The 21,379-nt window shown below is 72.6% G+C and carries 20 protein-coding genes, 1 tRNA gene and 1 pseudogene; 13 read left to right on the forward strand and 9 right to left on the reverse strand.

The annotated features are described in order from the left end of the window. Positions 1 to 2: 2 nt before the first annotated feature. From AB0J72_RS39700 to AB0J72_RS39715, 4 genes are all read left to right on the forward strand, one after another. Positions 3 to 686 carry an ABC transporter permease gene (locus tag AB0J72_RS39700; RefSeq protein ID WP_363408713.1) on the forward strand — a complete coding sequence of 228 codons (684 nt, stop codon included), beginning with the start codon at positions 3 to 5 and terminating at the stop codon, positions 684 to 686. Positions 687 to 738: 52 nt separating this feature from the next. Next, the gene (locus tag AB0J72_RS39705; protein ID WP_363408716.1) at positions 739 to 1,428 is read left to right on the forward strand and encodes an ABC transporter permease; all 690 of its coding nucleotides are present in this window, start codon (positions 739 to 741) and stop codon (positions 1,426 to 1,428) included. A gap of 233 nt (positions 1,429 to 1,661) precedes the next feature. Next, on the forward strand, positions 1,662 to 2,642 hold the full coding sequence (locus AB0J72_RS39710) for a glycine betaine ABC transporter substrate-binding protein (RefSeq protein WP_363408719.1): 981 nt from the start codon (positions 1,662 to 1,664) through the stop codon (positions 2,640 to 2,642). Between the two features lie 94 nt (positions 2,643 to 2,736). Continuing rightward, positions 2,737 to 4,788, forward strand: a complete 2,052-nt coding sequence (locus AB0J72_RS39715) for a hypothetical protein (RefSeq protein ID WP_363408722.1) — start codon at positions 2,737 to 2,739, stop codon at positions 4,786 to 4,788. A gap of 587 nt (positions 4,789 to 5,375) precedes the next feature. On the opposite strand, the gene AB0J72_RS39720 is transcribed toward AB0J72_RS39715, so the two are convergent. After that, positions 5,376 to 5,448 (reverse strand) — tRNA-Thr (locus tag AB0J72_RS39720). Between the two features lie 68 nt (positions 5,449 to 5,516). Here AB0J72_RS39720 and AB0J72_RS39725 point away from each other — a divergent pair. Beyond that, a complete protein-coding gene (locus AB0J72_RS39725) occupies positions 5,517 to 7,325 on the forward strand; it encodes a metallophosphoesterase (protein WP_363408725.1) in 1,809 nt (602 codons plus the stop codon). Between the two features lie 32 nt (positions 7,326 to 7,357). Here the strand turns inward: AB0J72_RS39725 and AB0J72_RS39730 are convergent, their stop codons facing one another. From AB0J72_RS39730 to tmk, 7 genes are all read right to left on the reverse strand, one after another. Continuing rightward, positions 7,358 to 7,927: a hypothetical protein gene (locus tag AB0J72_RS39730; protein ID WP_354889025.1), complete on the reverse strand. Its 570-nt coding sequence runs from the start codon at positions 7,925 to 7,927 to the stop codon at positions 7,358 to 7,360. Between the two features lie 18 nt (positions 7,928 to 7,945). Then, on the reverse strand, positions 7,946 to 8,629 hold the full coding sequence (locus AB0J72_RS39735) for a hypothetical protein (RefSeq protein ID WP_363408728.1): 684 nt from the start codon (positions 8,627 to 8,629) through the stop codon (positions 7,946 to 7,948). Between the two features lie 505 nt (positions 8,630 to 9,134). Then, positions 9,135 to 9,434, reverse strand: a complete 300-nt coding sequence (locus AB0J72_RS39740; protein WP_344514175.1) for a hypothetical protein — start codon at positions 9,432 to 9,434, stop codon at positions 9,135 to 9,137. Positions 9,435 to 9,465: 31 nt separating this feature from the next. Further along, positions 9,466 to 9,780: a YbaB/EbfC family nucleoid-associated protein gene (locus AB0J72_RS39745; RefSeq protein ID WP_344514173.1), complete on the reverse strand. Its 315-nt coding sequence runs from the start codon at positions 9,778 to 9,780 to the stop codon at positions 9,466 to 9,468. Between the two features lie 82 nt (positions 9,781 to 9,862). Then, positions 9,863 to 11,065 carry a DNA polymerase III subunit delta' gene (locus AB0J72_RS39750; protein ID WP_363408771.1) on the reverse strand — a complete coding sequence of 401 codons (1,203 nt, stop codon included), beginning with the start codon at positions 11,063 to 11,065 and terminating at the stop codon, positions 9,863 to 9,865. Further along, on the reverse strand, positions 11,058 to 12,257 hold the full coding sequence (locus AB0J72_RS39755; RefSeq protein ID WP_363408732.1) for a hypothetical protein: 1,200 nt from the start codon (positions 12,255 to 12,257) through the stop codon (positions 11,058 to 11,060). Before AB0J72_RS39755 ends, AB0J72_RS39750 begins: the two co-directional genes overlap by 8 nt. Further along, positions 12,254 to 14,380 carry a dTMP kinase gene (tmk, locus tag AB0J72_RS39760; protein ID WP_363408735.1) on the reverse strand — a complete coding sequence of 709 codons (2,127 nt, stop codon included), beginning with the start codon at positions 14,378 to 14,380 and terminating at the stop codon, positions 12,254 to 12,256. Before tmk ends, AB0J72_RS39755 begins: the two co-directional genes overlap by 4 nt. Positions 14,381 to 14,576: 196 nt before the next feature. On the opposite strand from tmk, the gene AB0J72_RS39765 reads away from it, so the two are divergent. The 5 genes from AB0J72_RS39765 to AB0J72_RS39785 all read left to right on the forward strand — a co-directional run bounded on the left by AB0J72_RS39765 (position 14,577) and on the right by AB0J72_RS39785 (position 18,540). Then, entirely contained in the window at positions 14,577 to 15,785 is a 1,209-nt protein-coding gene (locus tag AB0J72_RS39765; RefSeq protein ID WP_363408738.1) for an amino acid deaminase/aldolase, read from the forward strand. A gap of 83 nt (positions 15,786 to 15,868) precedes the next feature. Beyond that, entirely contained in the window at positions 15,869 to 16,819 is a 951-nt protein-coding gene (locus tag AB0J72_RS39770) for an SAM-dependent methyltransferase (RefSeq protein ID WP_363408741.1), read from the forward strand. Between the two features lie 31 nt (positions 16,820 to 16,850). After that, entirely contained in the window at positions 16,851 to 17,108 is a 258-nt protein-coding gene (locus tag AB0J72_RS39775) for a DUF6364 family protein (protein ID WP_344514165.1), read from the forward strand. After that, positions 17,095 to 17,385, forward strand: a complete 291-nt coding sequence (locus tag AB0J72_RS39780; protein ID WP_344514163.1) for a type II toxin-antitoxin system PemK/MazF family toxin — start codon at positions 17,095 to 17,097, stop codon at positions 17,383 to 17,385. The genes AB0J72_RS39775 and AB0J72_RS39780 overlap by 14 nt, the downstream gene beginning before the upstream one ends. Positions 17,386 to 17,403: 18 nt before the next feature. Continuing rightward, positions 17,404 to 18,540: an NADH-quinone oxidoreductase subunit D gene (locus tag AB0J72_RS39785; protein WP_363408745.1), complete on the forward strand. Its 1,137-nt coding sequence runs from the start codon at positions 17,404 to 17,406 to the stop codon at positions 18,538 to 18,540. 510 nt (positions 18,541 to 19,050) lie between these two features. Here the strand turns inward: AB0J72_RS39785 and AB0J72_RS39790 are convergent. After that, positions 19,051 to 19,392, reverse strand: coding sequence for a hypothetical protein (locus AB0J72_RS39790; RefSeq protein WP_363408748.1), 342 nt, complete (start codon positions 19,390 to 19,392; stop codon positions 19,051 to 19,053). A gap of 171 nt (positions 19,393 to 19,563) precedes the next feature. Between AB0J72_RS39790 and AB0J72_RS39795 the strand changes: the two genes are divergently transcribed. From AB0J72_RS39795 to AB0J72_RS39805, 3 genes and pseudogenes are all read left to right on the forward strand, one after another. After that, entirely contained in the window at positions 19,564 to 20,286 is a 723-nt protein-coding gene (locus AB0J72_RS39795; RefSeq protein WP_363408751.1) for a GntR family transcriptional regulator, read from the forward strand. Then, positions 20,283 to 21,149, forward strand: a complete 867-nt coding sequence (locus AB0J72_RS39800) for a sugar ABC transporter permease (protein ID WP_363408754.1) — start codon at positions 20,283 to 20,285, stop codon at positions 21,147 to 21,149. Before AB0J72_RS39795 ends, AB0J72_RS39800 begins: the two co-directional genes overlap by 4 nt. Then, positions 21,146 to 21,379 (forward strand): annotated as a pseudogene (locus AB0J72_RS39805) (carbohydrate ABC transporter permease); the annotation flags it as partial. The gene AB0J72_RS39800 and the pseudogene AB0J72_RS39805, both read left to right, overlap by 4 nt.

Raw genomic sequence — 21,379 nt, forward strand, 5'->3', positions numbered from 1 at the left:
GCATGTCCTTCCTGGCTCGCGGTGAGGCGGGCAACCCCTGGTTCTCCTGGAGCTATGTCCGGGACAACGCCGACACGATCCGCGACGCGCTGCTGGATCACGTGGCCATCACCGTGTGGTCGGTCGCGATCGCGGTGGCCATCGCGGTGCCGCTGGCGGTGCTGGCCTACTGGGTGCGCCCGCTCGCCACGCCGATTCTGACATCAGCCAGCGTGCTTTACACGATTCCGTCGCTGGCGCTGCTGGCCTTCCTCGCGCCGTTCCTGGGCACCGGACGCACTCCGGTCGTCGTGGCGCTGGTGATGTACGCGCTGATCGTCATCATCCGCAACTCGCTCACCGGACTGCAGCAGGTGCCGGGCGACGTGCGCGAAGCCGCCACCGCGATGGGCTACGGCCGGGGCGCCCGCCTCCTGCGCGTCGAGCTTCCCCTCGCCCTGCCCGCGATCCTGACCGGGCTGCGGCTCGCGACGGTCTCGACAGTGGCGTTGGTCACTGTCGGCGCGGCCGTCGGCTCGCAGGGCGGCCTCGGCGCGCTGATCCTCAGCGGCTTCCGCAACAACTTCTACAAGGCGCAGATCGCCACCGCCGCGCTCGTCTGCGTGCTGCTCGCCCTGGTGCTCGACCTGCTCCTGGTCGCCCTGACCCGGGCCCTCACGCCGTGGACCAGGAGGACGAAGGTATGAGTGGCCAGCGGAGCGGCTCGGGCCGGCGCCGGAGCGCAGCGGAGGTGACGGCATGAGCGCGATCAACGACATGGTTCTGTGGTTCAACGACCCGCTGAACTGGACCAATCCCGACGGGGTGCTCGTACGACTCCAGGAGCACCTGGAGATCTCGTTTCTCTCTGTGCTCTTCGGCAGTCTGGTGGCTTGGCCGATCGGGATCTGGCTCGGGCGGCGCGGCGCCGGGTCGGGCGTGGTCGTCATCCTGTCCAACATCACGCAGGCGATGCCCGTCATCGCGCTGCTGACGATCCTGTCGCTCAGCCCGCTCGGCATCGGCAAGCCGGCCGTGGTGGTGGCGCTGACCGTGTTCTGCCTGCCGCCGCTGCTCGCCAACGCGTACACCGGCATGCGCGAGATCGACGAGGAGGTCCGCGACGCGGGCAGGGGCATGGGCCTGACGTCCGCGCAGATGCTGATGCGGGTCGAGCTGCCGCTCGCCGTGCCCTACCTCGCGACGGGCCTGCGCATCGCGACCACCCAGGTCGTCGCCACCGCCACCCTCGCGACCCTCGTCAACGGCGGCGGGCTCGGCAACATCATCTCCGCCGGCTTCGGTCTCGGCCCGGGCCGCGGCGACGCCCAGATCCTTGCCGGCGCGGTCCTCGTGGCCCTGCTCGCGCTGCTGATCGACGGGCTGATGGCCCTGGTGGAGCGCAAGGTCACACCCAAGGTGCTGCGGCAGGCCGCGGGTAGGGCGTGACCCTTCCGGGGTACCTGCCACCAGGGGCGCGGCACCGGTCGCGCCGCGGCCGCCGGCACCGCCGTGACGGGTCGTTACGAAACCGTGCCTGCATGCGGTTGCCGATTTCCCATAGCCAGAGTTGCCTATTTAGCAGCGGGCGGGCTTCAAGCCGATAGCGCCGTCCGTCGGACACGCGGCCGGTCACAGTGATCGCGCCGGGACACGGAAGGCGGGCCATTTTGCGAACTGCCATGCGCGCCACGCTCGGGGTCCTGCTGGGCCTCGCCACCGTGGGCCTCGCGGCCTGCGGCGAGGAGGGCTCCTCGGGCACCAAGGCGCCGGCGAGTGTGAGCGGGGCCGGCTGTGCCCCTGTCGCCGGGGACAAGCTCGTCGTCCTCACCGACGACAAGCAACTGCAGACGGCGGACAACATCATTGCCGCGATCAACACGAAGGCCGCCGACCCGGCCCTCGTCGCGGCGCTGGACAAGGTCTCCGACGCGCTCACCACGGAGAAGCTGATCCAGCTCAACAAGGCGGTCGTCGTGGACCGCAAGACGTCCAAGGTCGCGGCGGAGGACTTCGCCAAGGCCGAGAACCTCACCACCGGCATCGAGAAGGGCAAGGGCGGGGCGATCAAGATCGGCGCCGCCGACTTCGCGGAGAGCGCCACGCTCGGCGCGCTCTACGAGATCGTCCTCGACGCCGCCGGCTACGACGCGACCGTCCAGACCATCGGCAAGCGCGAGGTCTACTACGGCCAGCTGACCAAGGGCGACATCCAGGTCATCCCGGAGTACGCCGGCACCCTGACCGAGTTCATCAACGGGCAGGTCAACGGCAAGGACGCCAAGGCCCTGGCCTCGGGTGACGTCGACAAGACCGTCACCGCGCTCAAGGAGATCGGCGGCAAGGCCGGTCTGAGCTTCGGCAAGGCGTCGAAGGCGGCCGACCAGAACGCGTTCGCGGTCACCACCGCGTTCGCCGACAAGAACGGGGTGAAGACGCTCAGCGACTTCGCCGCCAAGTGCTCCGGCAAGGAGACCATCCTGGGTGGTCCGGCCGAGTGCCCGCAGCGGCCGTTCTGCCAGCCCGGCCTGGAGAAGACGTACAGCATCCAGTTCGGCAAGTTCGTCAGCCTCGACGCGGGCGGTCCGCAGAGCCTCGACGCGCTGAAGAAGGGCACGGCCACGATCGCGCTCGTCTTCTCCTCGGACGGCTCGCTCGGCTAGCTCATCCGATACGCACGGTAGCTGGCGAATGCCCGTCCTGGCCTTCCAGGGCGGGCATTTCGCTTGCCCTGAAGAGTAGGTAAGGTCTCTGCTCATGCCAGCCGCGGAGACCACCGGAGGACGGCCGAGCGCGAAGCTGCTCCAGATCCTCTTCTGGGCCGGTGTCGGCCTGGCTCCCCTGGCGGCACTGTTACTGCTGGTCGGCAGTGGGTTCGTCCTGCAGCTCGCCGCGGTGCTCGCCGTCGGCGTCGTCGTGCTCATCGGGCTGTCCATCGCGCTGCGCCCCGACAACGACAACGTGCGCAGCGAGGTCGAGGAGGCGGTCTTCGAGGAGATGGACACGCTCCGCGACGAGATCCGCGGCGACATCACCCACGCGGCGCGCGCCACGCACGGTCAGCTCGTCGAGCGCATCGGCGTGCTGCACGAGACCGTCGACGCGCTGCGCAACCAGGTCGACATGATGCGCGGCCAGCTGGAGCGCGCGACGCGGGCCGCGCAGCAGGCGGCGGCCGCGCAGCACGGCGGCCCGCAGCCGGTCGGCTCCGCCGCGGTCCCGCAGGGCGTGCTCCGGCACACCGAGACCGTGCAGGTCACCACCAAGACGATGGTCGTCGACCCGACCGACCAGCGGCGCGACGGCACCGTGTACGGCGCCCGCCCCGTCGAGATCCCGCAGCAGCGCCGCCCGGTGTCGGAGCGCGTGTCGGAGCGGGCCTCCGACCGCGACGCCGACTGGCACGAGACCGGCCGGGTCGTGGACGGCACCGGGCACTGGAGCGAGGCTCCCGACCGTGGCGGCCGGGCGGGCGCGCCCGACCGCGGCCGCGCGAGCCACGGCGACTGGTCCTCCCGCGACGGCGACGCCGGCCGTTCCCCCCGCGACGGCGACGGCGGCCGCGGCGAGTGGGCGTCCCGCGACAGTGACGGCGGCCGTGACGGCGGCCGTGGTGAGTGGGCTTCCCGCGACGGCGACGACGACCGTGCGGACCGCGCCGGCCACCGGGCCGATCACCGCGGCGAGTGGTCCTCCCGCGACGGCGACCCGGGACGGGGCGAACGCGCGGGCCGTGGCGAGTGGTCGGAGCGCGGCGAGGCGGCCGGCCGTGCGAGCCGCGCCGACCGCGCCGACCGTGGCGGGCGCGGTGACTGGGACGGCGGCGGCGAGGGCCGCGGCAGGCGCGGCGAATGGTCCGACGCCGACCGTGACACAGACCGCGACAGGGACCGAGACAGGGACCGCGACTGGGACTCCGACCGGAGCCGGGGTCACCACGCCGACCGCGGCGGGCGTGGTGAGCACACCGACCGCGGAAGCCGGGACGACCAGCCCGACCGTGCCGACCGTGCCGATCGGGGCTGGGGTGCCGAGCGGGTCAGCCGCTCCGAGCGCACCGAGCGGTCGGAGCGCTCCGAGTGGACCGAGCGCAGCGAGCGCTCGGAGTGGATCGAACGCAGCGAGACCCCGCGCGAGGAACCCCGCGAGCCGTCCTGGACCGAGCAGCTCCTGCGCGACCGGATGGCGCGCGCCGACGACTCCGGCGAGGTGGTGCGCTCCGGTGGGCGCCGCCGCGCGTACGACCCGGACGACGACGCCGGCAGCGTGACCGGGGTCCGCACGACGGACCGGTGGGCGTCGGTGCACAGCGACGAGCACGGCGGCCGGGAGCTGCGCGTCGGCGAGCGCCGCGCCGCGGTCCACGCCGACGAGACCGGCACCCACGTCCGGATCGAGGACCGGTGGGCGTCGGTGCGCCACGAGGAGTACGTGCCCGACGACGACGCCGAGCCCCGCCGCGAGAGCCCCCGCAGGTCCGAGGCCCGCCGCGAGCGCGAACGCCAGCACGGCGCCGACGTCCAGTGGTCCGAGTCCAGCTACGAGGAAGCCCGCCGCGACGACACCGGCACCACCCGCTGGTCCGAGGTCCGCCGCCCCGCCATCGGCGGCACCCAGGCCGCCCTCCCGGCGTCCCCGGCCTCCCGCTGGCAGGACCCCGGCCCCGCCCGCGACGACGAGCGCGTCTCCCGCCGCGCCCGCCACGACGACGACGATGACTACGGCTGGAACGGCTCCCGCGACGACCCCCGCCCCCGCCCCGCCCGCCAGATCGTCGACTTCGAAGGCGACGACGACCGCTGGCGCTGACCCGCGGCGACGAACCGGAGGCGGCGTTCGCGTCCGGCGCCACGACGTTGGTCATGACGGTCATCGGTGCTCCGGCATGTCCGCGTGGTGTGACACCGTCACGCGATCAGCGAAGGATCGTTTGCCGAGGAATGGAACCTCGGCATCCTTGCCCAAAGCAGACCGTGATCACATCCACTCAAAGATGGAGGCGCTCGTCGGGGCGCCGAAGGCGGCATGCACGACACGATGGAGACACGGCGACCGGTACCTGCACGGCGCCGTCCTGGTCATTGTGTAAGAGGCCGCCTGCGGAGTGCACCAAGCACCGAGCTGGTCAGTGTTCAAACGCCGCCCGGCCAGGCGCCTGCCGGAGACACCGCGACCTGCACCACTGCACAAAGGCCTGCCCACCAGGCTGCGCTCAGCACGCGGACTGGCGGCCCCGGGCGCACCGGCGGCGGCATCCGGTGCTTCCACACCAAGACTGAGACGGGCCCGCGGTCGTGCCGCGCCGGCGCCGCAGCGATCCCTCCGTTCCGCCGGCCGGCTTGGCCCGGAAACGGAGGATGCCCCCCACCTGCGGTGGAGGGCATCCGGGTTGCCAGAGCCGCCTAACGGAATCGAACCGTTGACCTATTCATTACGAGTGAATCGCTCTGCCGACTGAGCTAAGGCGGCAACGATGACCAAGTGTACGGCACGCCCTGGGGGCGCGCGCGAGGGGTTATCCGAGTAACGTCCGGCGCGTGATCCCTGACGATCTGCCGGCCGCCCCCGGCGAGCTCACGGCACAGCCCGGCGACCCCATCCTGCCGATGCCCGAGGCCGGGCCGCCGGTCGCGCAGGTCGGTGACCGGCCCAACGCGCTGGACCCCGACCAGATGGGGTTCACCCCGCGGCGGGCCGTGCCGTGGCTGAGCCCGGTGCTGCTCAGCGGCACCGCGGTGCGGGTGGTGCTGGCCGACCTGTTCGGGGCGTACCTGGACAAGCGCGAGCTGCAGGACTCGATGCCGGACCGGATCATGCGGGAGGCGCCCGGGTACACCGGCTTCCTGACCGCCGAGGACGCCGACGACATCCCCGACGGGGAGCTGTGGGTCGACTACTGCGCCGACACCGGCGACGGGTTCAACGCCACCTACTCCGTGGCCTATCTGCTGGCGCAGCAGTCGCTGACGGTCGAGGGGCACGAGCTGCCCCGCGGTGAGGTGCTCGTCCTCGGCGGCGACCAGGTCTACCCGACGGCGAGCGGCCAGCAGTACGAGGACCGCTTCAAGGGCCCGTTCCGCGCCGCGTTCCCCGACCCGCCCGCGGAGGGTCCCCGCCCCCGCATGTACGCGGTGCCCGGCAACCACGACTGGTACGACGGCCTGACCGCGTTCCTCCGCCTGTTCGTCCGCGGCGGCGAGGGCAAGATCGGCGGCTGGCAGACCCGCCAGTCGCGGTCGTACTTCGCGATCCAGCTGCCCAACCGGTGGTGGATCCTCGGCACGGACGTGCAGGCCGGCGCGTACATCGACGACCCGCAGCTGCGGTACTTCAACCGTGTCGCGGCCCGCCTCGGCCCCGGCGACAAGGTGATCATCTGCCCACCGGCGCCGAGCTGGGTGGAGGCGCAGGAGGACCGCAAGGCGTACGACAGCCTCGACTACTTCGTGCGGACCGTCATCACCCCGACCGGCGCCGACGTGAAGCTGATGCTCTCCGGTGATCTGCATCACTACGCCCGGTACGAGGGCACCGACCGCCAGCTGATCACCTGCGGCGGCGGGGGCGCGTACCTGTACCCGACGCACGAGCTGCCGCCGCGGATCGAGGTGCCGCCCCGGCGCTCGCTGGTGCGCAACGCGAGCCCTTCGCAGTGGTTCGACTTCAAGGCGGCGTACCCGAGCAAGGCCCGGTCGCGGGGCCTCTCGCTCGGCGTCTTCTGGCGCGTGCCGTGGCGCAACCCCATGTTCCTCGGCCTGCTCGGCGTGCTGCAGACCCTGACGATGCTCGCCTTCGTCAACGCCGCCGACCGCGTCATCTCCGGCACCGAGCAGCGGCTCGTCACCATCCCCGCGTTCCTGATGGTGATGATCGACGTGCTCAGCGGCTTCTTCCTCGCGATGCCGGGCGTCGCCGGGAAACGCAGACCCCGGCACTGGATTCTCGGCCTGGGGCACGGCGCCGCGTTCGTCGGCATCGCCGTGCTCGGCACGTGGGCGTGGCTCAGCCTGCCGTTCGTCGACCAGCCGTGGCCGCTGCCGCTGCTCATCGCGATCGTGCTGTACTTCCCGCTGTCGTGCGTCGCGGCCGGCGAGCTCTTCGCGCTGTACCTGCTGATCGCCTCGAAGTTCGGCGTGAACCTCAACGAGCTGTTCGCCGGCCAGGGCATCACCGGCTACAAGGGCTTCCTCCGGATGCGGTTCGGCGCCGACGGCACCCTCACGATCTACCCCATCGGGGTGGACCGCACCGCCCGCCGCTGGAACGCGCAGCCGACCGGCTCCTGGTTCGCCCCGCGCAAGGCGATGGCCCTGCGGCTGATGGAGCCCCCGATCGAGCTGTCCTAGCCGCCTCTTGGAGCGACCTCGATCGAAGTGTCCTAGCCGCCGAGGTACGCCAGCAGCCCCACCTCGGGCGCGAGCGCACCGGGCTGCCCGAGCGCGCGGAACTCCTCGGCGACGGCGGCCCGGTCCAGCACGCCGCTGCGCGCCGCCTGGTACCGCACGATCGAGTACAGGAACACGTCGAGGTTGTCGAACTGGGTGTGCCCCTCGATGACCTGCTCCTCGTGGAACCAGACGGCGATCCTGCCGTTGGTCAGCATCACGTACAGGTTGCCGCCGCCGTCCGACGCGATCGACCACACGTCGTCGTCGGTGAGCCGGGTCGCGTAGTCCGAGTCGAGGATCTCGCACTCGTTCCCGGCGAAGTCGAACCCGTACGAATACCCGGACACGTCGACGACCCATGGCAGCGTCCCGGACCGCACCCGCCGGTCGAACGCCGCGAGCGCCACGGCCGCCTCCCGCGGGAGCCGTGCCAGGAACGGCTCCACCGGCCGGGTGTCCGCCGGTACCTCGACCGGCGGCCGATCCGGGAACCAGCGGACCAGGTCACCCTCGAAGCCGTCGTCGCCGTATCCGGAGAGCTGCTCGACCGCGGTTGGCATGCGGCGATCGTAATGCCCCTACAGCGCGACCCTGGTGGTCGGTGCCGCACCCCCGGCGGGCCCGGCCCCGGGCTCGCTGTAGCGCAGCTCTTCCAGGTCGGGCGCCCGGCGCGCCATCAGCTCGCGCGCTCCGGCGAACGCGTCCGCGGCCGGCCGCAGCACCCGCCCCGCGATCCTCGCCGCCGCCTCCAGCACCTCCGCCGCCGGTGGCTCCTCCCCGCCCGCCTGCCGCAGCGTGACGGCCTCCGCTGAGCCCACGACCCGGGCGACCGCCTCGGCGAGCTCGGCCCGCAGCGCGTCACACCAGTCGGCGAGCGCCTCGGTGTAGCCGGCCGTGGCGCGCAGCCTGCCGGTGATGGTGCCCGGATCGCCGCCGTCGCCGATGTACGAGGCGAGCGCCCCCCACCGCACCGCGAACGCCTCGGCTCCCGTCCCCTCCCACACCCCGGCCAGATCCACGGTGAGCTTGCCCTGCCGCCGCGCGAACCGGTCGGCGTCCGCCCGCAGCTGCGCCCCGGCGACCCGCAGCGGCTCGCCCCTGACCTTGAGCCCGAACTCCAGCACGTCCCCGGGCAGCGCCCCGACCTGCCGCAGCAGCTCCCAGACCGGGTCCCCGGCCGGCGCACCCCCGGCGATCAGCACTCCGTCGACCCGGCGCAGCAGGTCACCCCCGACCCCCGCCAACCGCTCAAGCGCGTCCATCATCGCCTCCCCGCCCGTCCCGCGGAACGGATGCCTTGGGCGGCACGCGACTGGCCCTGCCGACGACGTTCAGCGGTCGTGGGTGGACGCGTCGCCCCGGAACATGGGGCGTTCCCGTGCTGGTGGCGGGGCCGTCCAGCACCACCTCGCCCGCGGCACGGCGAGCCCTCGACCGCGTGGCCGGCCTCTCCCCGGACGGGCACGGGGTGCGGCGGCCCGGCTGGTCTCCGGACGGGTCGGGCGGGCGGTGCCCCAGAGCATGTGCTGGCGGGGCCGTCCAACGCCGCCACGCCCACGGCACGGCGAGCCCTCGACCGCACGGCATACCGGTCCCCGGACGGGCAAGAGATGCGTCGACCCCGAGCACCGGGTGTCCCAGTGTCGATGGCGGGGGCGTCCAGCGACGCCGTGCCCGTGGCGCGGTGGGCCGTCGGGGTGGTCGGTGCGGCCGGCCGGCCCGCGGCCCGGGTGCGCAGGCGGGTCGGAGGTGCGGCGGCCCGGAGCATCAGGTGTCCCGGTGCTGGTGGCGGGCGTCGTGGTCGGCGGCACGGTAGGAGCGGGCGGCCTGGCGGAGCGCTTCGGCCGTCTCGGCGAGGCGGGCGCCGTGGGTCGAGGCCTCCCGGCCGCGGGCGGTCAGGGCCGTGGTCAGCGTGCGGTGCAGGGCGCGGCCGAGCTCGCCGGGGCCGCCCGGGGCGTCGCCGCCGAGCGGGCCGGAGCCGGGGTCGATGAGCGCCGTCGTGGTGCTGGTGGCGGCCAGCTCGTCGCCGGTGGCGTCGAGCCGGTTGGCCAGGTCGTCGAGTCGCATGCAGTCCCCCCGCTGGGTCGACGTGTGCTGGTCAGGCCAGGGACCGGTAGTCGCCGAACGTCTCGGCGTGCAGCTTCTTCCTCGCCCAGGCGGCGGCGTCGGTGGCGGCGGTGACGGCCGCGCGGACCGAGCGGGACACCTCGGCGCCCGTCTGCCCCCGCAGGTGGTCGATCCGCACGTCGCGGATCGTGCCGTCGGCGGTGACCACCACCTCGACCAGGCCGTCGGGTGAGCGGACGCTCACCTCGACGGTCGTGACCGCCTTGTCGAACTCGGCGAGCAGCGCTTCGATGCGGCGGTAACGCTCCACCGCCTCCTCGATCCACGACTCGTCGATCTCGCGCATGTCGGCCCCTCCCCGGAGTGACCGTACGGCACCAGCGAGTGACACGAAACCCCGAACTCAGGCCTGTGGATAACCTCGCGCCTCAGCCCCGCCACAGGGCGAGCATCATCGCCTCGACGGCGATGCGGGGCTTGACGTTGGCCTCGATGGCGACGCGGCACTCCAGCACCGACTCCAGCCGGCGCAGCGTGCTCTCCGGCGCCCACTTCTGCGCGGCGGCCCCGGCGAGTTCGTCGGTGTCACCGTGCACGGGCTCGACCCCCGCGCCGAACGTGTGCACCAGCACGTCCCGGTAGAACCCGGCGAGATCCACCAGCGCTCGGTCGAGCGCGTCGCGCTGGGCCCGGGTGGCGCGGGACTTCTGCCGCCGTTCGAGGTCCTTGAGCTGCCCGGCCGACCCGCGGGCCGCCCCGGCGGCGCCCTTGCCCGTGCCGCCGGCGCCGAGCGCGGTCTCCAGCGCCGCCCGCTCGGCCGCGTCGGTTTCCAGTACCGACGCTGCCGCCTCCGCCTCGGCGGCCTCGATCAGTGCCGCGGCCGCGTCGAACGCCGCCCCGATGCCCGTCAGCCGCCGCGGCACGGCGAGCACCGCCTCGCGCCGGGCGCGGGCCTGCGGGTCCCGGGCCAGCCGGCGCGCCCGCCCCACGTGCCCCTGCGCCGCGGCCGCCGCCCACGCCGCGGTCTGCTCGTCCAGCCCGTCCCGCCGCCGCAGCAGCCCGGCGATCGCGTCGGCGGGCGGCTGCCGCAGCGGCACGACCCTGCACCTGGACCGGATCGTGACCGAGATGTCGTCGGGATGGGTGCTGGGCGTGCACAGCAGGAACACGGTCCGCGGCGGCGGCTCCTCGATCGCCTTGAGCAACGCGTTGCCCGCCGCCTCGGTCAGCCGGTCCGCGTCCTCGACCAGCAGCACCTGCCAGCGCCCCTGCGTCGGCGAACTGGCCGCCCGCAACACGAGCGCCCGCATCTCACCGACCGCGATCGACAGCCCTTCCGGCACCACGAACCGCACATCGGCGTGCGTGCCACCGAGGGTCGTGTGGCAGGCAGTACACACGCCGCAACCACCATCAGGACACTGCAACGCCGCGGCGAAGATGCGCGCCGCCACCGACCTGCCCGACCCGGGCGGCCCGGTGAACAGCCACGCATGCGTCATGCCCGCCTCGGGCACGCCTCCCCGGACGATCACCCCCGCCGCCGCGACCGCCCTGCTCAGCGTCGCGACCGCGTCATCCTGCCCGACCAGCTCCGCGAAGATCGGCGGAGCCGTGCTGACCTCAGGCATCATGCCCACGCCTCCCCCGACCGCCGGAGCAGTCTCCAGCCGACCCACCACACCGCAGGCGACCACCGGTCACCCCGACGAACGTCGCCCGCCAGCCGGCGCCCTGCAACACAGCACCCCGACGAGCGTCACTCGCCAGTCGGCCGCCCCCAACACTGTCGCCCATACGAGCACCGCTCAGCAGAGGCTCGCGGACAACACCCACCCCCGCAGAGGTGCCTGCGTCGCCGCCCGCTGGACGGCGCGGGGCGGTGTCAAAGCTCGGACCCACGCCCGCCGTCCGCCCCCGGCGCGGCCTCTCGCTAAACCCCGACCGCGCCGATCGGCACGGCACCCCGGCACACGACACCGGGCCGCGCCGCCCAGCGGTCGCGAACACACTGCCGTCAGAAAACACATCGACCACCGCGGCGGCGCGCAGCACGTCGCTGCCTGGGAGGCGCTCGCCCCGCCTGCCGACGTGCAGCACACCGGCGCCCAGCGGACGGTGCGTCGTGACAGCGCTCGGCCCCGCGCCGACCGTCCTCTCCCGGCGCGTCGTCTCCCGGCGCGTCGTCTCACGAACTCCCGGCCAGGCCGATCGGCGCGGCACACCGACGCACGACGCACGGCCGCTCCGCCCAGCGGTCGTGGGCGCACCGCCGTCCGGGAACTTTTCGGCCTCCGCGTCCGCGCTCGGCACACCGCCGACCGGGGGACCTCCGTCGTGCACGCCGACACGCAACACACCGAAGTCGGACACGGTGGCGCCGTGCACATCAACCTTCAGCGCGACAGCGCTCAAAAGGCCGTCGACCACCGCGCTGATACCCGGGAGGCCGCCGACCACCGCATCGGCGCTCGGCACATCACCAGCTAGAGGACGCCCGTCGTGCATGCCAACGCGCGGCACAACGACGTCGGAGGTGGTCACGCCGTGCACATCAGCCTTCAGCGCGACGAAGCTCCAAAGCCCGTCGACCACCGCGCCGATGTCAGGGAGGCAGTCAACCACCGCGTCGGCGCTCGGCACACCACCGGCTGGAGGACGTCCGTCGTGCATGCCAACGCGCGGCACAACGACGTCGGAGGTGGTGGCGCCGTGCACATCAGCCTTCAGCGCGACGGTGCTCGGGAGGACGTCGCCCCGGGCGCCGGTGCCGGGCCGGAGGTCGGCGGGCAACGGGCGGAGCGGGGCGGCGTCGGGGGTCATACCCGGGTCTCCCGGCCTCCGCCGGGGGCGTCCTTGTCCAGGTCGACGGGCGAGAGGTCGGTCAGCTCGTCGCCGGTGAGCATGGTGACGGTGTCGGCGGCGTCCTCGAGGGCTTCCTCGATGGCCTCCTCCAGGTCGAACTCCTCGTCGGCGGGCATCAGGTGCCGGACCCGTTGCAGGACGCCGGTGGCCAGGGCCTCGGGCGGCATGGAGGCGTCGAGGACCAGGTAGCGGCTCGGGTCGGCGGCGGCCAGGTCGAGGAACGCGTAGCGGACCCGCTCGTGGAAGGCGAGCGACTCGCTCTCCAGCCGGTCGGCCTCGCCGCGGCGGCCGGCCCTGGCGAGGCCGATCGAGGGCTCCAGGTCCAGCAGGACCACCAGGTCGGGCTTGAGGCCGCCGGTCGCCCACTTCGACAGCCAGGAGACCTCGTCGACCGGGAGGGTGCGGCCGGCCCCCTGGTAGGCCAGGGACGAGTCGACGTAACGGTCGCTGACGACGACGGCGCCGCGGGTGAGCGCGGGGCGCACGACGGAGGCGACGTGGTGGGCGCGGTCGGCGGCGTAGAGCAGGGCCTCCGCGCGGGGCGTGACGACCTCGCCGGTGACCTCCGGCGGGTCGAGCACGAGGCTGCGGATCCGGGCGCCGAGCGCGGTGGCGCCCGGCTCGCGGGTGACGACGACGTCGCGGCCGAGCTTCCGCAGCGCCTCGGCGAGGTGCTTGACCTGGGTGGACTTGCCGGCGCCCTCGCCGCCCTCGAAGACGATGAAGAGCCCGCTGGCGGCCTTCGGCTCGTCGGGGCTGAGCGGGCGGCCGCGGACCGAGCCGAGCACGTCGGCCAGGAGCGGCACGCCCTTCTTGTCGTCCATCTGGCGCAGCGCCACGATGCCGGCCATGACGCCCAGGACGCCGGCGAGGGCGAGCAGCGGCCGGGTGCTGGAGATCTCCACGGAGGTGAAGCCGAGGCTGAGGTGGCGCGACCCGCCGGCACCGACGATGACGCTGGACAGCGAGATGGTGAGCATGAGCACGACGCGGGTGCCGGTCTGCACGAAGGCGAACGCCCGGCCGCGCATGTCGTCGGACACCTCGCTGCCGAGCAGCGTGGTGCCGGACAGGAACGCCATGCCCGCGCCGACGCCGACGAGCAGCGAGCCGCCGACGGCGACCGCGAGGTGGGTGGCGAGGGCCAGGATGAGCACGGAGCCGGCGGCCAGGATGATCGACAGGCCGAACCAGCGGCGCCGGGACAGCGCGCCGACGATCCGCGGGCCGGCCGCGATGCCGACCCCGAGACCGAGGAAGAGCGTGGCGAAGAGCAGGGCGAAGGCGGCGTCGCCGGCGCTGAGCGACACGGCGTAGAACTTCGCGGTGCCGACCACCACGCCGCCGCCGGCGAAGGCGCCGAAGATGCCCAGCACCAGGCCGCGGACCAGCGGGGTGCGCCGGACGAACGCCCAGCCCTGCACGAACTCCTTGAGCATCCCCGGCTTGTGCTCGACGGCCGCGGTGCGCCGGCCGCTGATCTCCTTGATGCCGAAGAACACGGTGATGGCGGTGGCCAGGAACGTCAGCGCGTTGAACCACAGCGCGACGTCGCTCGGCTCCGCGCCCCTCGGGCGGCCCTCGGCGCCGAACACGAGGACGACGAGCTGCTCCAGGCCGATCAGCACGAGCCCGGCGAGCACCGGCGTGATGCCATAGGTGGTGGCGAGGGTCAGCTGGTTGGCCGTCTCGAGCCGGGCGCGGGGCAGCAGGTTGGGCACCGCGGCTTCCTTCGCCGGGTTCCAGATCATCGCGGTGGTCTCGATGATGAACGTGGCGACCGCGGTCCAGCCGATCACGAGCGCGGGGTCGTCGAGGATCAGCGCGGACGCCGGGATCGAGGCGAAGAACACGAAGCGGACCAGGTCACAGGCGACCATCGTGAGCCGCCGGTCGAACCGGTCGGCGAAGACGCCCGCCACCGGTCCGAGGATCAGCGCGGGCAGGAGGCGCACGGCGATGACCGAGCCGAACGCCGCACCCTGGGCCGCCGAGTTGGACACCTGCGAGGCGGCGAACGTCGCCGCGGCGAGGAGGCCGAGCCAGTCGCCCAGGGACGAGAGCCCCAGGACGGCCCACAACCGGCGGAACGCCCGGATGCGCAGGACCGCCTTGAGCTCCCCGAAGCCGGACAGGTCGCTGCTCGCGATGGCGGCACCTCCTCAACTAGGACGCCTACTGTAACCACGCTACCGGTCCCCAGGTGTCGCCCCGGTGTCGGCCGACGCGCGGACGCGAGGTTCTTTCATATTCATCGCCGACTCGGTACGGTGAGTCGTGACCAGCTCACGTGCCGCCCAGCGGGCCCGCTACGACCGGGCGACCGCGGATCTCGACCCGCCGTTCGCGATCGTCGACCTTGACGCGTTCGACGCCAACAGTGCCGCGATGCTCGGCCGCGCCGCCGGCAAGCCGCTGCGGATGCCCAGCAAGTCGGTGCGGGTCCGCGCCCTGATGGACCGGGCGCTCGCCCAGCCCGGCTGGCAGGGCGTCATGGCGTTCACGCTGCCGGAGGCCATCTGGCTGGCGGAGCAGGGCACGTCCGGGGACATCCTGGTGGCGTACCCGACGGCGGACCGCGCCGCGCTGCACCGGCTCGCCACCGACGAGAAGCTCGCCGCGACCGTCACGGTCATGGTCGACAGCACCGCCCAGCTCGACCTGGTCGACTCGGTCGTCCCGGCCGGCGAGCGGGCCGGCGCCGTGCGCGTGTGCATCGACCTGGACGCCTCCTGGCGGCCGATGAGCAGCGTGCACATCGGGGTGCGCCGCTCCCCGGTCCACAGCGCCCGCCAGGCCGGTGAGCTCGCCGCCGCGATCGCCGGCCGGGCGGGATTCAGGCTGGTGGGGCTCATGTCGTACGAGGCGCAGATCGCCGGCCTCGGCGACGCCCCACCCGGACGGCCCGTGCGCGGGGCGCTGATCCGCATGATCCAGTCGCGCTCGTTCCCGGAGCTGCTCGCCCGGCGGGCCGCGGTCGTCGCCGAGGTGCGGCGCCACGCCGACCTCGAGTTCGTCAACGGTGGCGGCACGGGCAGCGTCCAGGCCACCGCGCAGGACCCCTCGGTCACCGAGGTCGCCGCCGGGTCCGGCCTGTTCGGGCCGTGGCTGTTCGACTCGTACCGCCGCTGGCGCCCCCAACCGGCGGCGTTCTTCGCCATGTCGGTCGTGCGCAGGCCGAACCAGCAGGTCGCGACCGTGCTCGGCGGCGGCTGGATCGCCTCCGGGGAGACCTCGCCGACCCGCCAGCCGCAGCCGTGGCTGCCGGAGGGCCTCAAGCTGATCGGCACCGAGGGCGCCGGCGAGGTGCAGACCCCGCTCATCGGCCCCGGCGCGGCCGGCCTGCGCCTCGGCGAGCGCGTCTACTTCCGCCACGCCAAGGCCGGCGAGCTGTGCGAGCACGTCAACGAGGTGCACCTCGTCTCCGGCGACACGATCGTCGACACCGTGCCCACGTACCGGGGAGAAGGCAAAGTATTTCTGTGAGCGGCCAGCGGAGCGGCTCGGGCCGCTCACCGGTGTTGCAGGGTTGACTCAGGGCGGCGCCGGAGCGCAGCGGAGGTGACGGCATGAGCGTGCGGTGGCGGGCGGCGATGGAGCGGGCGCTCTACGGCGACGACGGGTTCTTCCGCGCGAAGGCCGGCCCGGCCGCGCACTTCAGGACCAGCGCGCACGCGTCGCCGCTCTTCGCCGGGGCGATCGCCACGCTGCTGGAGCGCGTCGACGAGGCCCTCGACCACCCGGCCCGGCTCGACCTCGTCGACGTCGGCGCCGGCCGCGGTGAGCTGCTGCGCGGCATCGTCGCCGCCCTGCCGCCCGCGGTCGCCGCCCGGGTCGCGCCCGTCGGCGTCGAGGTCGCGCCCCGCCCCGAGGACCTGCCCCCCACGATCGGGTGGACTTCCGCGATCCCCTTCGGCATCACCGGCCTTCTGGTGGCGACCGAATGGCTCGACAACATCCCCGTCGAGGTCGTGGAGCTCGATTCGACGTTGCGGCCACGGTACTGGCGCAGCACGCCCGACGGCACCCTGACGCTCGACGAGTCGCCGCTGGAACCCGGTGACGCCCGATGGCTGGCCGACTGGTGGCCCCTCGCAGGGTTACCGGAGGGTGCCCGCGCCGAGGTGGGCGCCCCGCGCGACGAGGCCTGGGCGGCGGCCACGGCCAGCGTGGCGCACGGCATGGCGCTCGCCGTCGACTACGGGCACCTCGCCGGGGACCGCCCGCTGTTCGGCACGCTCACCGGCTTCCGGGACGGCCGGGAGACCGCACCCGTGCCCGACGGGTCGTGTGATCTGACGATCGCGGTGGCGTTGGACTCGCTGGGCGTGCACCACCTGCTGACGACACAGCGAGAGGCGTTGCGCCTGCTCGGGGTGGACGGCCGGCGCCCGCCGCTGGCGCTCGCCTCGACCGACCCGGTCGGCTACGTGCGGGCCCTGGCGCGGGCCGGGGAGGCGGCAGAGCTGACCGACCCCGCCGGCCTCGGCGGCCATCATTGGGTCATGTACTGGGTATGAACATCGGTCATACCGGGAGTACGCTAGGGGCATGACGGCCAAGGTGACGTTGTCGTTCTCCGACCAGACCATCGCCGACGCCCGGCACTGGGCCGAGCGCGACGGCGTGTCGCTCAGCGCGTGGATCGACCGCGCCGCGCAGGAGCGCGCGCTGCGTGAGATCTTCACCGCGCACGCCGAGGCGGTGCGCCGCGCCAAGCCCGACCTGGAGCGGGCCGCGCTCGCCGACGAGGAAGAGATCGCCATGGTCGACGCGGAGCTGTTCAGCGGGCGCCGTGCGGCGCGGTGAGGTCTGGCTGATCAAGGGCGCCCGCGAGCGCCTCGGTCTGATCATCAGCTCCGACGTCTTCAACGGCACCGACGTGCCCGTCGTCATCGTCGCCGAGGTCACCGACCAGGAGGAGCTGCGCGACTCGCCGCTCGCCGTCGAGCTCGACGACCTGGTCGTCATGCCCGACCGGATCTCCTCACCGCTGAAGCGCTGGTTCGTCGAGCGGGTCGCCGTGGCCGACACCGCCACGATGCACAACGTCTCGCGCGCGCTGCGGATCCTGCAGGACCTGTAGGGGCTTTAGGGTTACAGCATGACCTCCGAGTTGACGGTCGGCACCGGGGCGGGCCTCGACACCGCCGACATGGTGCTCAACATCGGCCCGCAGCACCCCTCCACCCACGGCGTGCTGCGACTGAAGCTCGTCCTCGACGGCGAGCGGGTCCTGAGCGCCGAGCCGATCATCGGCTACATGCACCGCGGGGCGGAGAAGCTCTTCGAGGTCCGCGACTACCGGCAGATCATCATGCTGGCCAACCGGCACGACTGGCTGTCGGCGTTCTGCAACGAGCTCGGCGTCGCCCTCGCCGTCGAGCGCCTCATGGGCATCGAGGTCCCCGAGCGCGCCACCTGGCTGCGCACCGCCCTCGCCGAGCTCAACCGGATCCTCAACCACCTGATGTTCCTCGGCTCGTATCCGCTGGAGATCGGCGCGATCACGCCGGTCTTCTACGCCTTCCGCGAGCGCGAGACCATCCAGACCGTGCTCGAGGAGGCGTCCGGCGGGCGGATGCACTACATGTACAACCGCGTCGGCGGCCTCAAGGAGGAGGTCCCGGCCGGCTGGACCACCCGCGCCCGCGCCGCGATCGACCAGGTCCGCCGCCGCATGCCCGACCTGGACAACCTGATCCGCCGCAACGAGATCTTCCTCGCCCGCACCGTCGGCGTCGGCGTCCTGTCCGCCGCGGCCGCCGCCGCGTATGGCGCCTCCGGCCCGGTCGCCCGCGCCTCCGGCCTGGACTTCGACCTGCGCCGCGACGAGCCGTACCTGGCCTACGGCGCCCTGGACGTCCCCGTCGTCACCCGCACCACCGGCGACTGCCACGCCCGCTTCGAGGTGCTCCTGGACCAGGTGTACGCCTCGCTGGACATCGCGCAGGCGTGCCTCGACGAGGTCGACAAGCTCACCGGCCCCGTCAACGTCCGCCTGCCGAAGGTCGTGAAGGCGCCCGAGGGCCACACCTACGCCTGGACCGAGAACCCGCTCGGCATCAACGGCTACTACCTGGTCTCCCGCGGCGAGAAGACCCCGTGGCGCCTGAAGCTGCGCACCGCGTCCTACTCAAACGTCCAGGCCCTGTCGAAGCTCCTGCCGGGCACCCTGGTCCCCGACCTGATCGCCATCCTCGGCTCGATGTTCTTCGTAGTCGGCGACGTCGACAAGTAGCGGACCTGTTCACTCGTAATGAACAGGTTTTGACAACCTTGTGCGGCCCGCTTGCCGGTAGGAGGCGGCGAGGTTGGCGCGGGCGGTGATGGTGTTGGGGTGGTCGGGTGAGTGTGTGCCAGTGGGTGGTTGCGGCGGTGTGCAGGCCGGCGTTGAGGAGGCTTTGACCTGCGGTGTAGAGCAGTTGGTGTGCGTCGGGTTGCCAGAGGGCTGACCCGGCGTGGGTGTGCAGGGTGGTGGTGTCGGCGCGGAGATTCGACCAGCGGAGCGGTTTCGAGGATGTGGGTCGGTGGTGGGTCAGAGCTGCTGGAGTGCGTAGGCGGCGGTGCGGGCGGTTTCGGCAAGGTTGGTGGTGGGGTGTTCGCGGGCGGCGCGTGGGCCGTCGGTGGGGGTTCGGGTGAGGATTCCGTACCGGTGCAGCAGCCGCAGGGCAGCGCGTGCCTGGTCGGTGGTGACCGGTTTCGCCTAACTCGGTGCGGTGGGTTGGGTTGGCGATGTCGTCCAGGACGATCAGCCAGCGCCGGTTGGTGGGGTGCAGCCATTCGCAGAACGCGGCGGCGTCCCGGTGTTGGCCGTTGAGCCCGGTCCGTCCGTGGTCGCGTCCCCGGACCTGACCACCTGTACTGGGCCACCGTCGCGGGTGATGTCAGCGCCGGTGTTCGCCTGTCCGCCGTTGGTGGCGTTGGCATTGCCGGTGTCCTCGACCCGGTCTGGTTCTGGCATCTGTGCTGTTTCTTCCGCAACAGGCAACAGATACGGCGCGCCCAATGCCAGCAACGCCACCACAAGCCCCGCACCGGCGACGAAACGGTCAGCCTCATCAGCGCCGACCACGACCAGGTACACCACCACCGCCGCGACCGTGCGCAGGCGGGCTCAGCAGGATCGGCGCGACGCCACCGCATGCCGTGAAGGCGCAATCCGTACCGCCCGCGTCCGGGCTCTTGTGGATCGATGCTGCTCGTGCCACACTCCTGATTCAGTAGATGGTCGATCGTATACGGTCGACGCTGAGCAGGGGAGATGCCTGACATGGCAGACGCGTTCGACAGGCCGCTCGGTGGGTTCCAGACCAAGGCGGACCTCGTGTACGAGCGGCTGCGCGACGCGATCCTCAGCGGCGAGCTGCGCCCCGGCGAGCGGGTCAACATCGACGCGCTGTCGCGGCAGTTCGGCATCAGCAAGATCCCGCTGCGGGAGGCGATCCAGCGGCTCACCGGCCAGGGGCTCGTGGTGCAGCCCAACCCGCACGCGGGCGCGCACGTGGCACCCCTGTCGCTGCGCGAGATGCGCGGCGTCTACCTGGCCCGTGGCGCGCTCGAAGGGCTCAGCGCCCGGGTCGCCGCCGCGGTCATCACCGACGCCGAGCTGGAGGAGCTGGGGGAGCTGCACGCGCAGATGCAGTTCCAGCACCAGCGCGGCAAGCTCACCCCGATGTCGGGGCTCAACCGGCAGTTCCACACCGGCATCGCGACCGCCACCCGCTACGCGACGCTCCGCGAGCTGACCGATCTGGCCCTGCTGCGGGTGCAGCACTACCGCGTCGGCGTCCGCGTCGAGCCGGCCTGGGGGCAGGTCATCACCGAGCACGAGGCGATCCTCGGCGCGCTGCGGCGGCGGGACCCGGACGGCGCCGAGCGGGCCGCGCGGGACCACGTCGAGTGGCAGCTGGGCGTGGAGCTGGCGGCCCAGCTCGACCCGGAGCTGATCGACCTCGACGACGACCACCCGAGCGTGATGACATGAAGGACCGGACGTTCGGGTTCCTGCTGACCCTTCCCGCGCTGGCGTTGCTGGGCGCCGTGGTGCTGTACCCGCTGATCGGTTCGCTGACCACGAGCCTGTTCGACCAGAGCCTGGTGCTGCCGGGGCGCTCGTTCGTCGGCCTGGCCAACTTCACCGACGTGCTCGGCCGGCAGTTCTGGCCGACGCTGCGCAACACGCTCGTCTTCACCGCCGGCGCGACCGTGGCGCCGGTCGCGATCGGCATGGCCCTCGCCCTGGCGCTCAACACGCGACTCAAGGGCCGGGCGGTGCTGCGCGGGCTGTTCCTGCTGCCGTGGGTGATCCCCGGCGTCGTCGTGTCGTTCGTCTGGCTCTGGATCTTCAACGCCAACTACGGCCTGCTCAACGGGCTTCTCATGAGCACGCACCTGATCGACGAGCCGATCGTCTGGCTCGGCAGCCCCGGCACCGCGATGGCCGCCGTCATCGTGGCGAAGACCTGGGCGAGCTTCCCGTGGATCATGGTGATGCTGCTGGCCGGGCTGCAGACCGTGCCCGAGGCGCTGTACGAGGCCGCCGCGCTCGACGGCGCCGGAGCGGTCAACCGCTTCTGGCACGTGACGCTGCCGCACCTGCGCGGGGTCCTCGGCATCGTCGTGCTGCTGGAGGTCATCTGGAACCTGCAGCACTTCGACATGATCTACGTGCTGACGCACGGCGGCCCGGCCGGCTCCACGACGACCTTCGCGGTCGCGGTCTACGACACCGCGTTCAAGGCCTTCGACCTGGGCCAGGCGAGCGCGCTCGGCGCCCTGTGGCTGGTGCTGATCCTCGGCCTGACCGTCGTCTACGTCCGGTTCTCCGAGCGGGGTGAGCGGGCGTGAGAAAGGCAGCGGTCACCGTCGCGCTCGTCGGCATCTTCGCGTTCGGGCCGGTCTACTGGGTGCTCGTCACGGCGCTGACCCCCACGCAGGAGGTGTTCCGGTTCCCGCCGCACTTCGTTCCCGACCGGATCACGTTCGAGCACTTCACCGCGATCCTCGACAACGCGAAGCTGCTGCGGTACCTCACCAACAGCCTGATCGTGTCGACCGTGACCGCCGTGCTCACGGTC

It is taken from the genome of Dactylosporangium sp. NPDC049742 (assembly GCF_040674675.1).
In the GTDB taxonomy this organism is placed as follows: domain Bacteria; phylum Actinomycetota; class Actinomycetes; order Mycobacteriales; family Micromonosporaceae; genus Dactylosporangium; species Dactylosporangium maewongense.

Bases quoted from the DNA above. Each gene is read 5' to 3' on its own strand.
- AB0J72_RS39700 (WP_363408713.1), top strand. From the start codon at position 3: ATGTCCTTCCTGGCTCGCGGTGAGGCGGGCAACCCCTGGTTCTCCTGG.
- AB0J72_RS39705 (WP_363408716.1), top strand. From the start codon at position 739: ATGAGCGCGATCAACGACATGGTTCTGTGGTTCAACGACCCGCTGAAC.
- AB0J72_RS39710 (WP_363408719.1), top strand. From the start codon at position 1,662: ATGCGCGCCACGCTCGGGGTCCTGCTGGGCCTCGCCACCGTGGGCCTC.
- AB0J72_RS39715 (WP_363408722.1), top strand. From the start codon at position 2,737: ATGCCAGCCGCGGAGACCACCGGAGGACGGCCGAGCGCGAAGCTGCTC.
- AB0J72_RS39730 (WP_354889025.1), bottom strand. From the start codon at position 7,927: ATGCCAACCGCGGTCGAGCAGCTCTCCGGATACGGCGACGACGGCTTC.
- AB0J72_RS39735 (WP_363408728.1), bottom strand. From the start codon at position 8,629: ATGGACGCGCTTGAGCGGTTGGCGGGGGTCGGGGGTGACCTGCTGCGC.
- AB0J72_RS39740 (WP_344514175.1), bottom strand. From the start codon at position 9,434: ATGCGACTCGACGACCTGGCCAACCGGCTCGACGCCACCGGCGACGAG.
- AB0J72_RS39745 (WP_344514173.1), bottom strand. From the start codon at position 9,780: ATGCGCGAGATCGACGAGTCGTGGATCGAGGAGGCGGTGGAGCGTTAC.
- AB0J72_RS39750 (WP_363408771.1), bottom strand. From the start codon at position 11,065: ATGCCTGAGGTCAGCACGGCTCCGCCGATCTTCGCGGAGCTGGTCGGG.
- AB0J72_RS39755 (WP_363408732.1), bottom strand. From the start codon at position 12,257: ATGACCCCCGACGCCGCCCCGCTCCGCCCGTTGCCCGCCGACCTCCGG.
- AB0J72_RS39770 (WP_363408741.1), top strand. From the start codon at position 15,869: ATGAGCGTGCGGTGGCGGGCGGCGATGGAGCGGGCGCTCTACGGCGAC.
- AB0J72_RS39775 (WP_344514165.1), top strand. From the start codon at position 16,851: ATGACGGCCAAGGTGACGTTGTCGTTCTCCGACCAGACCATCGCCGAC.
- AB0J72_RS39785 (WP_363408745.1), top strand. From the start codon at position 17,404: ATGACCTCCGAGTTGACGGTCGGCACCGGGGCGGGCCTCGACACCGCC.
- AB0J72_RS39795 (WP_363408751.1), top strand. From the start codon at position 19,564: ATGCCTGACATGGCAGACGCGTTCGACAGGCCGCTCGGTGGGTTCCAG.
- AB0J72_RS39800 (WP_363408754.1), top strand. From the start codon at position 20,283: ATGAAGGACCGGACGTTCGGGTTCCTGCTGACCCTTCCCGCGCTGGCG.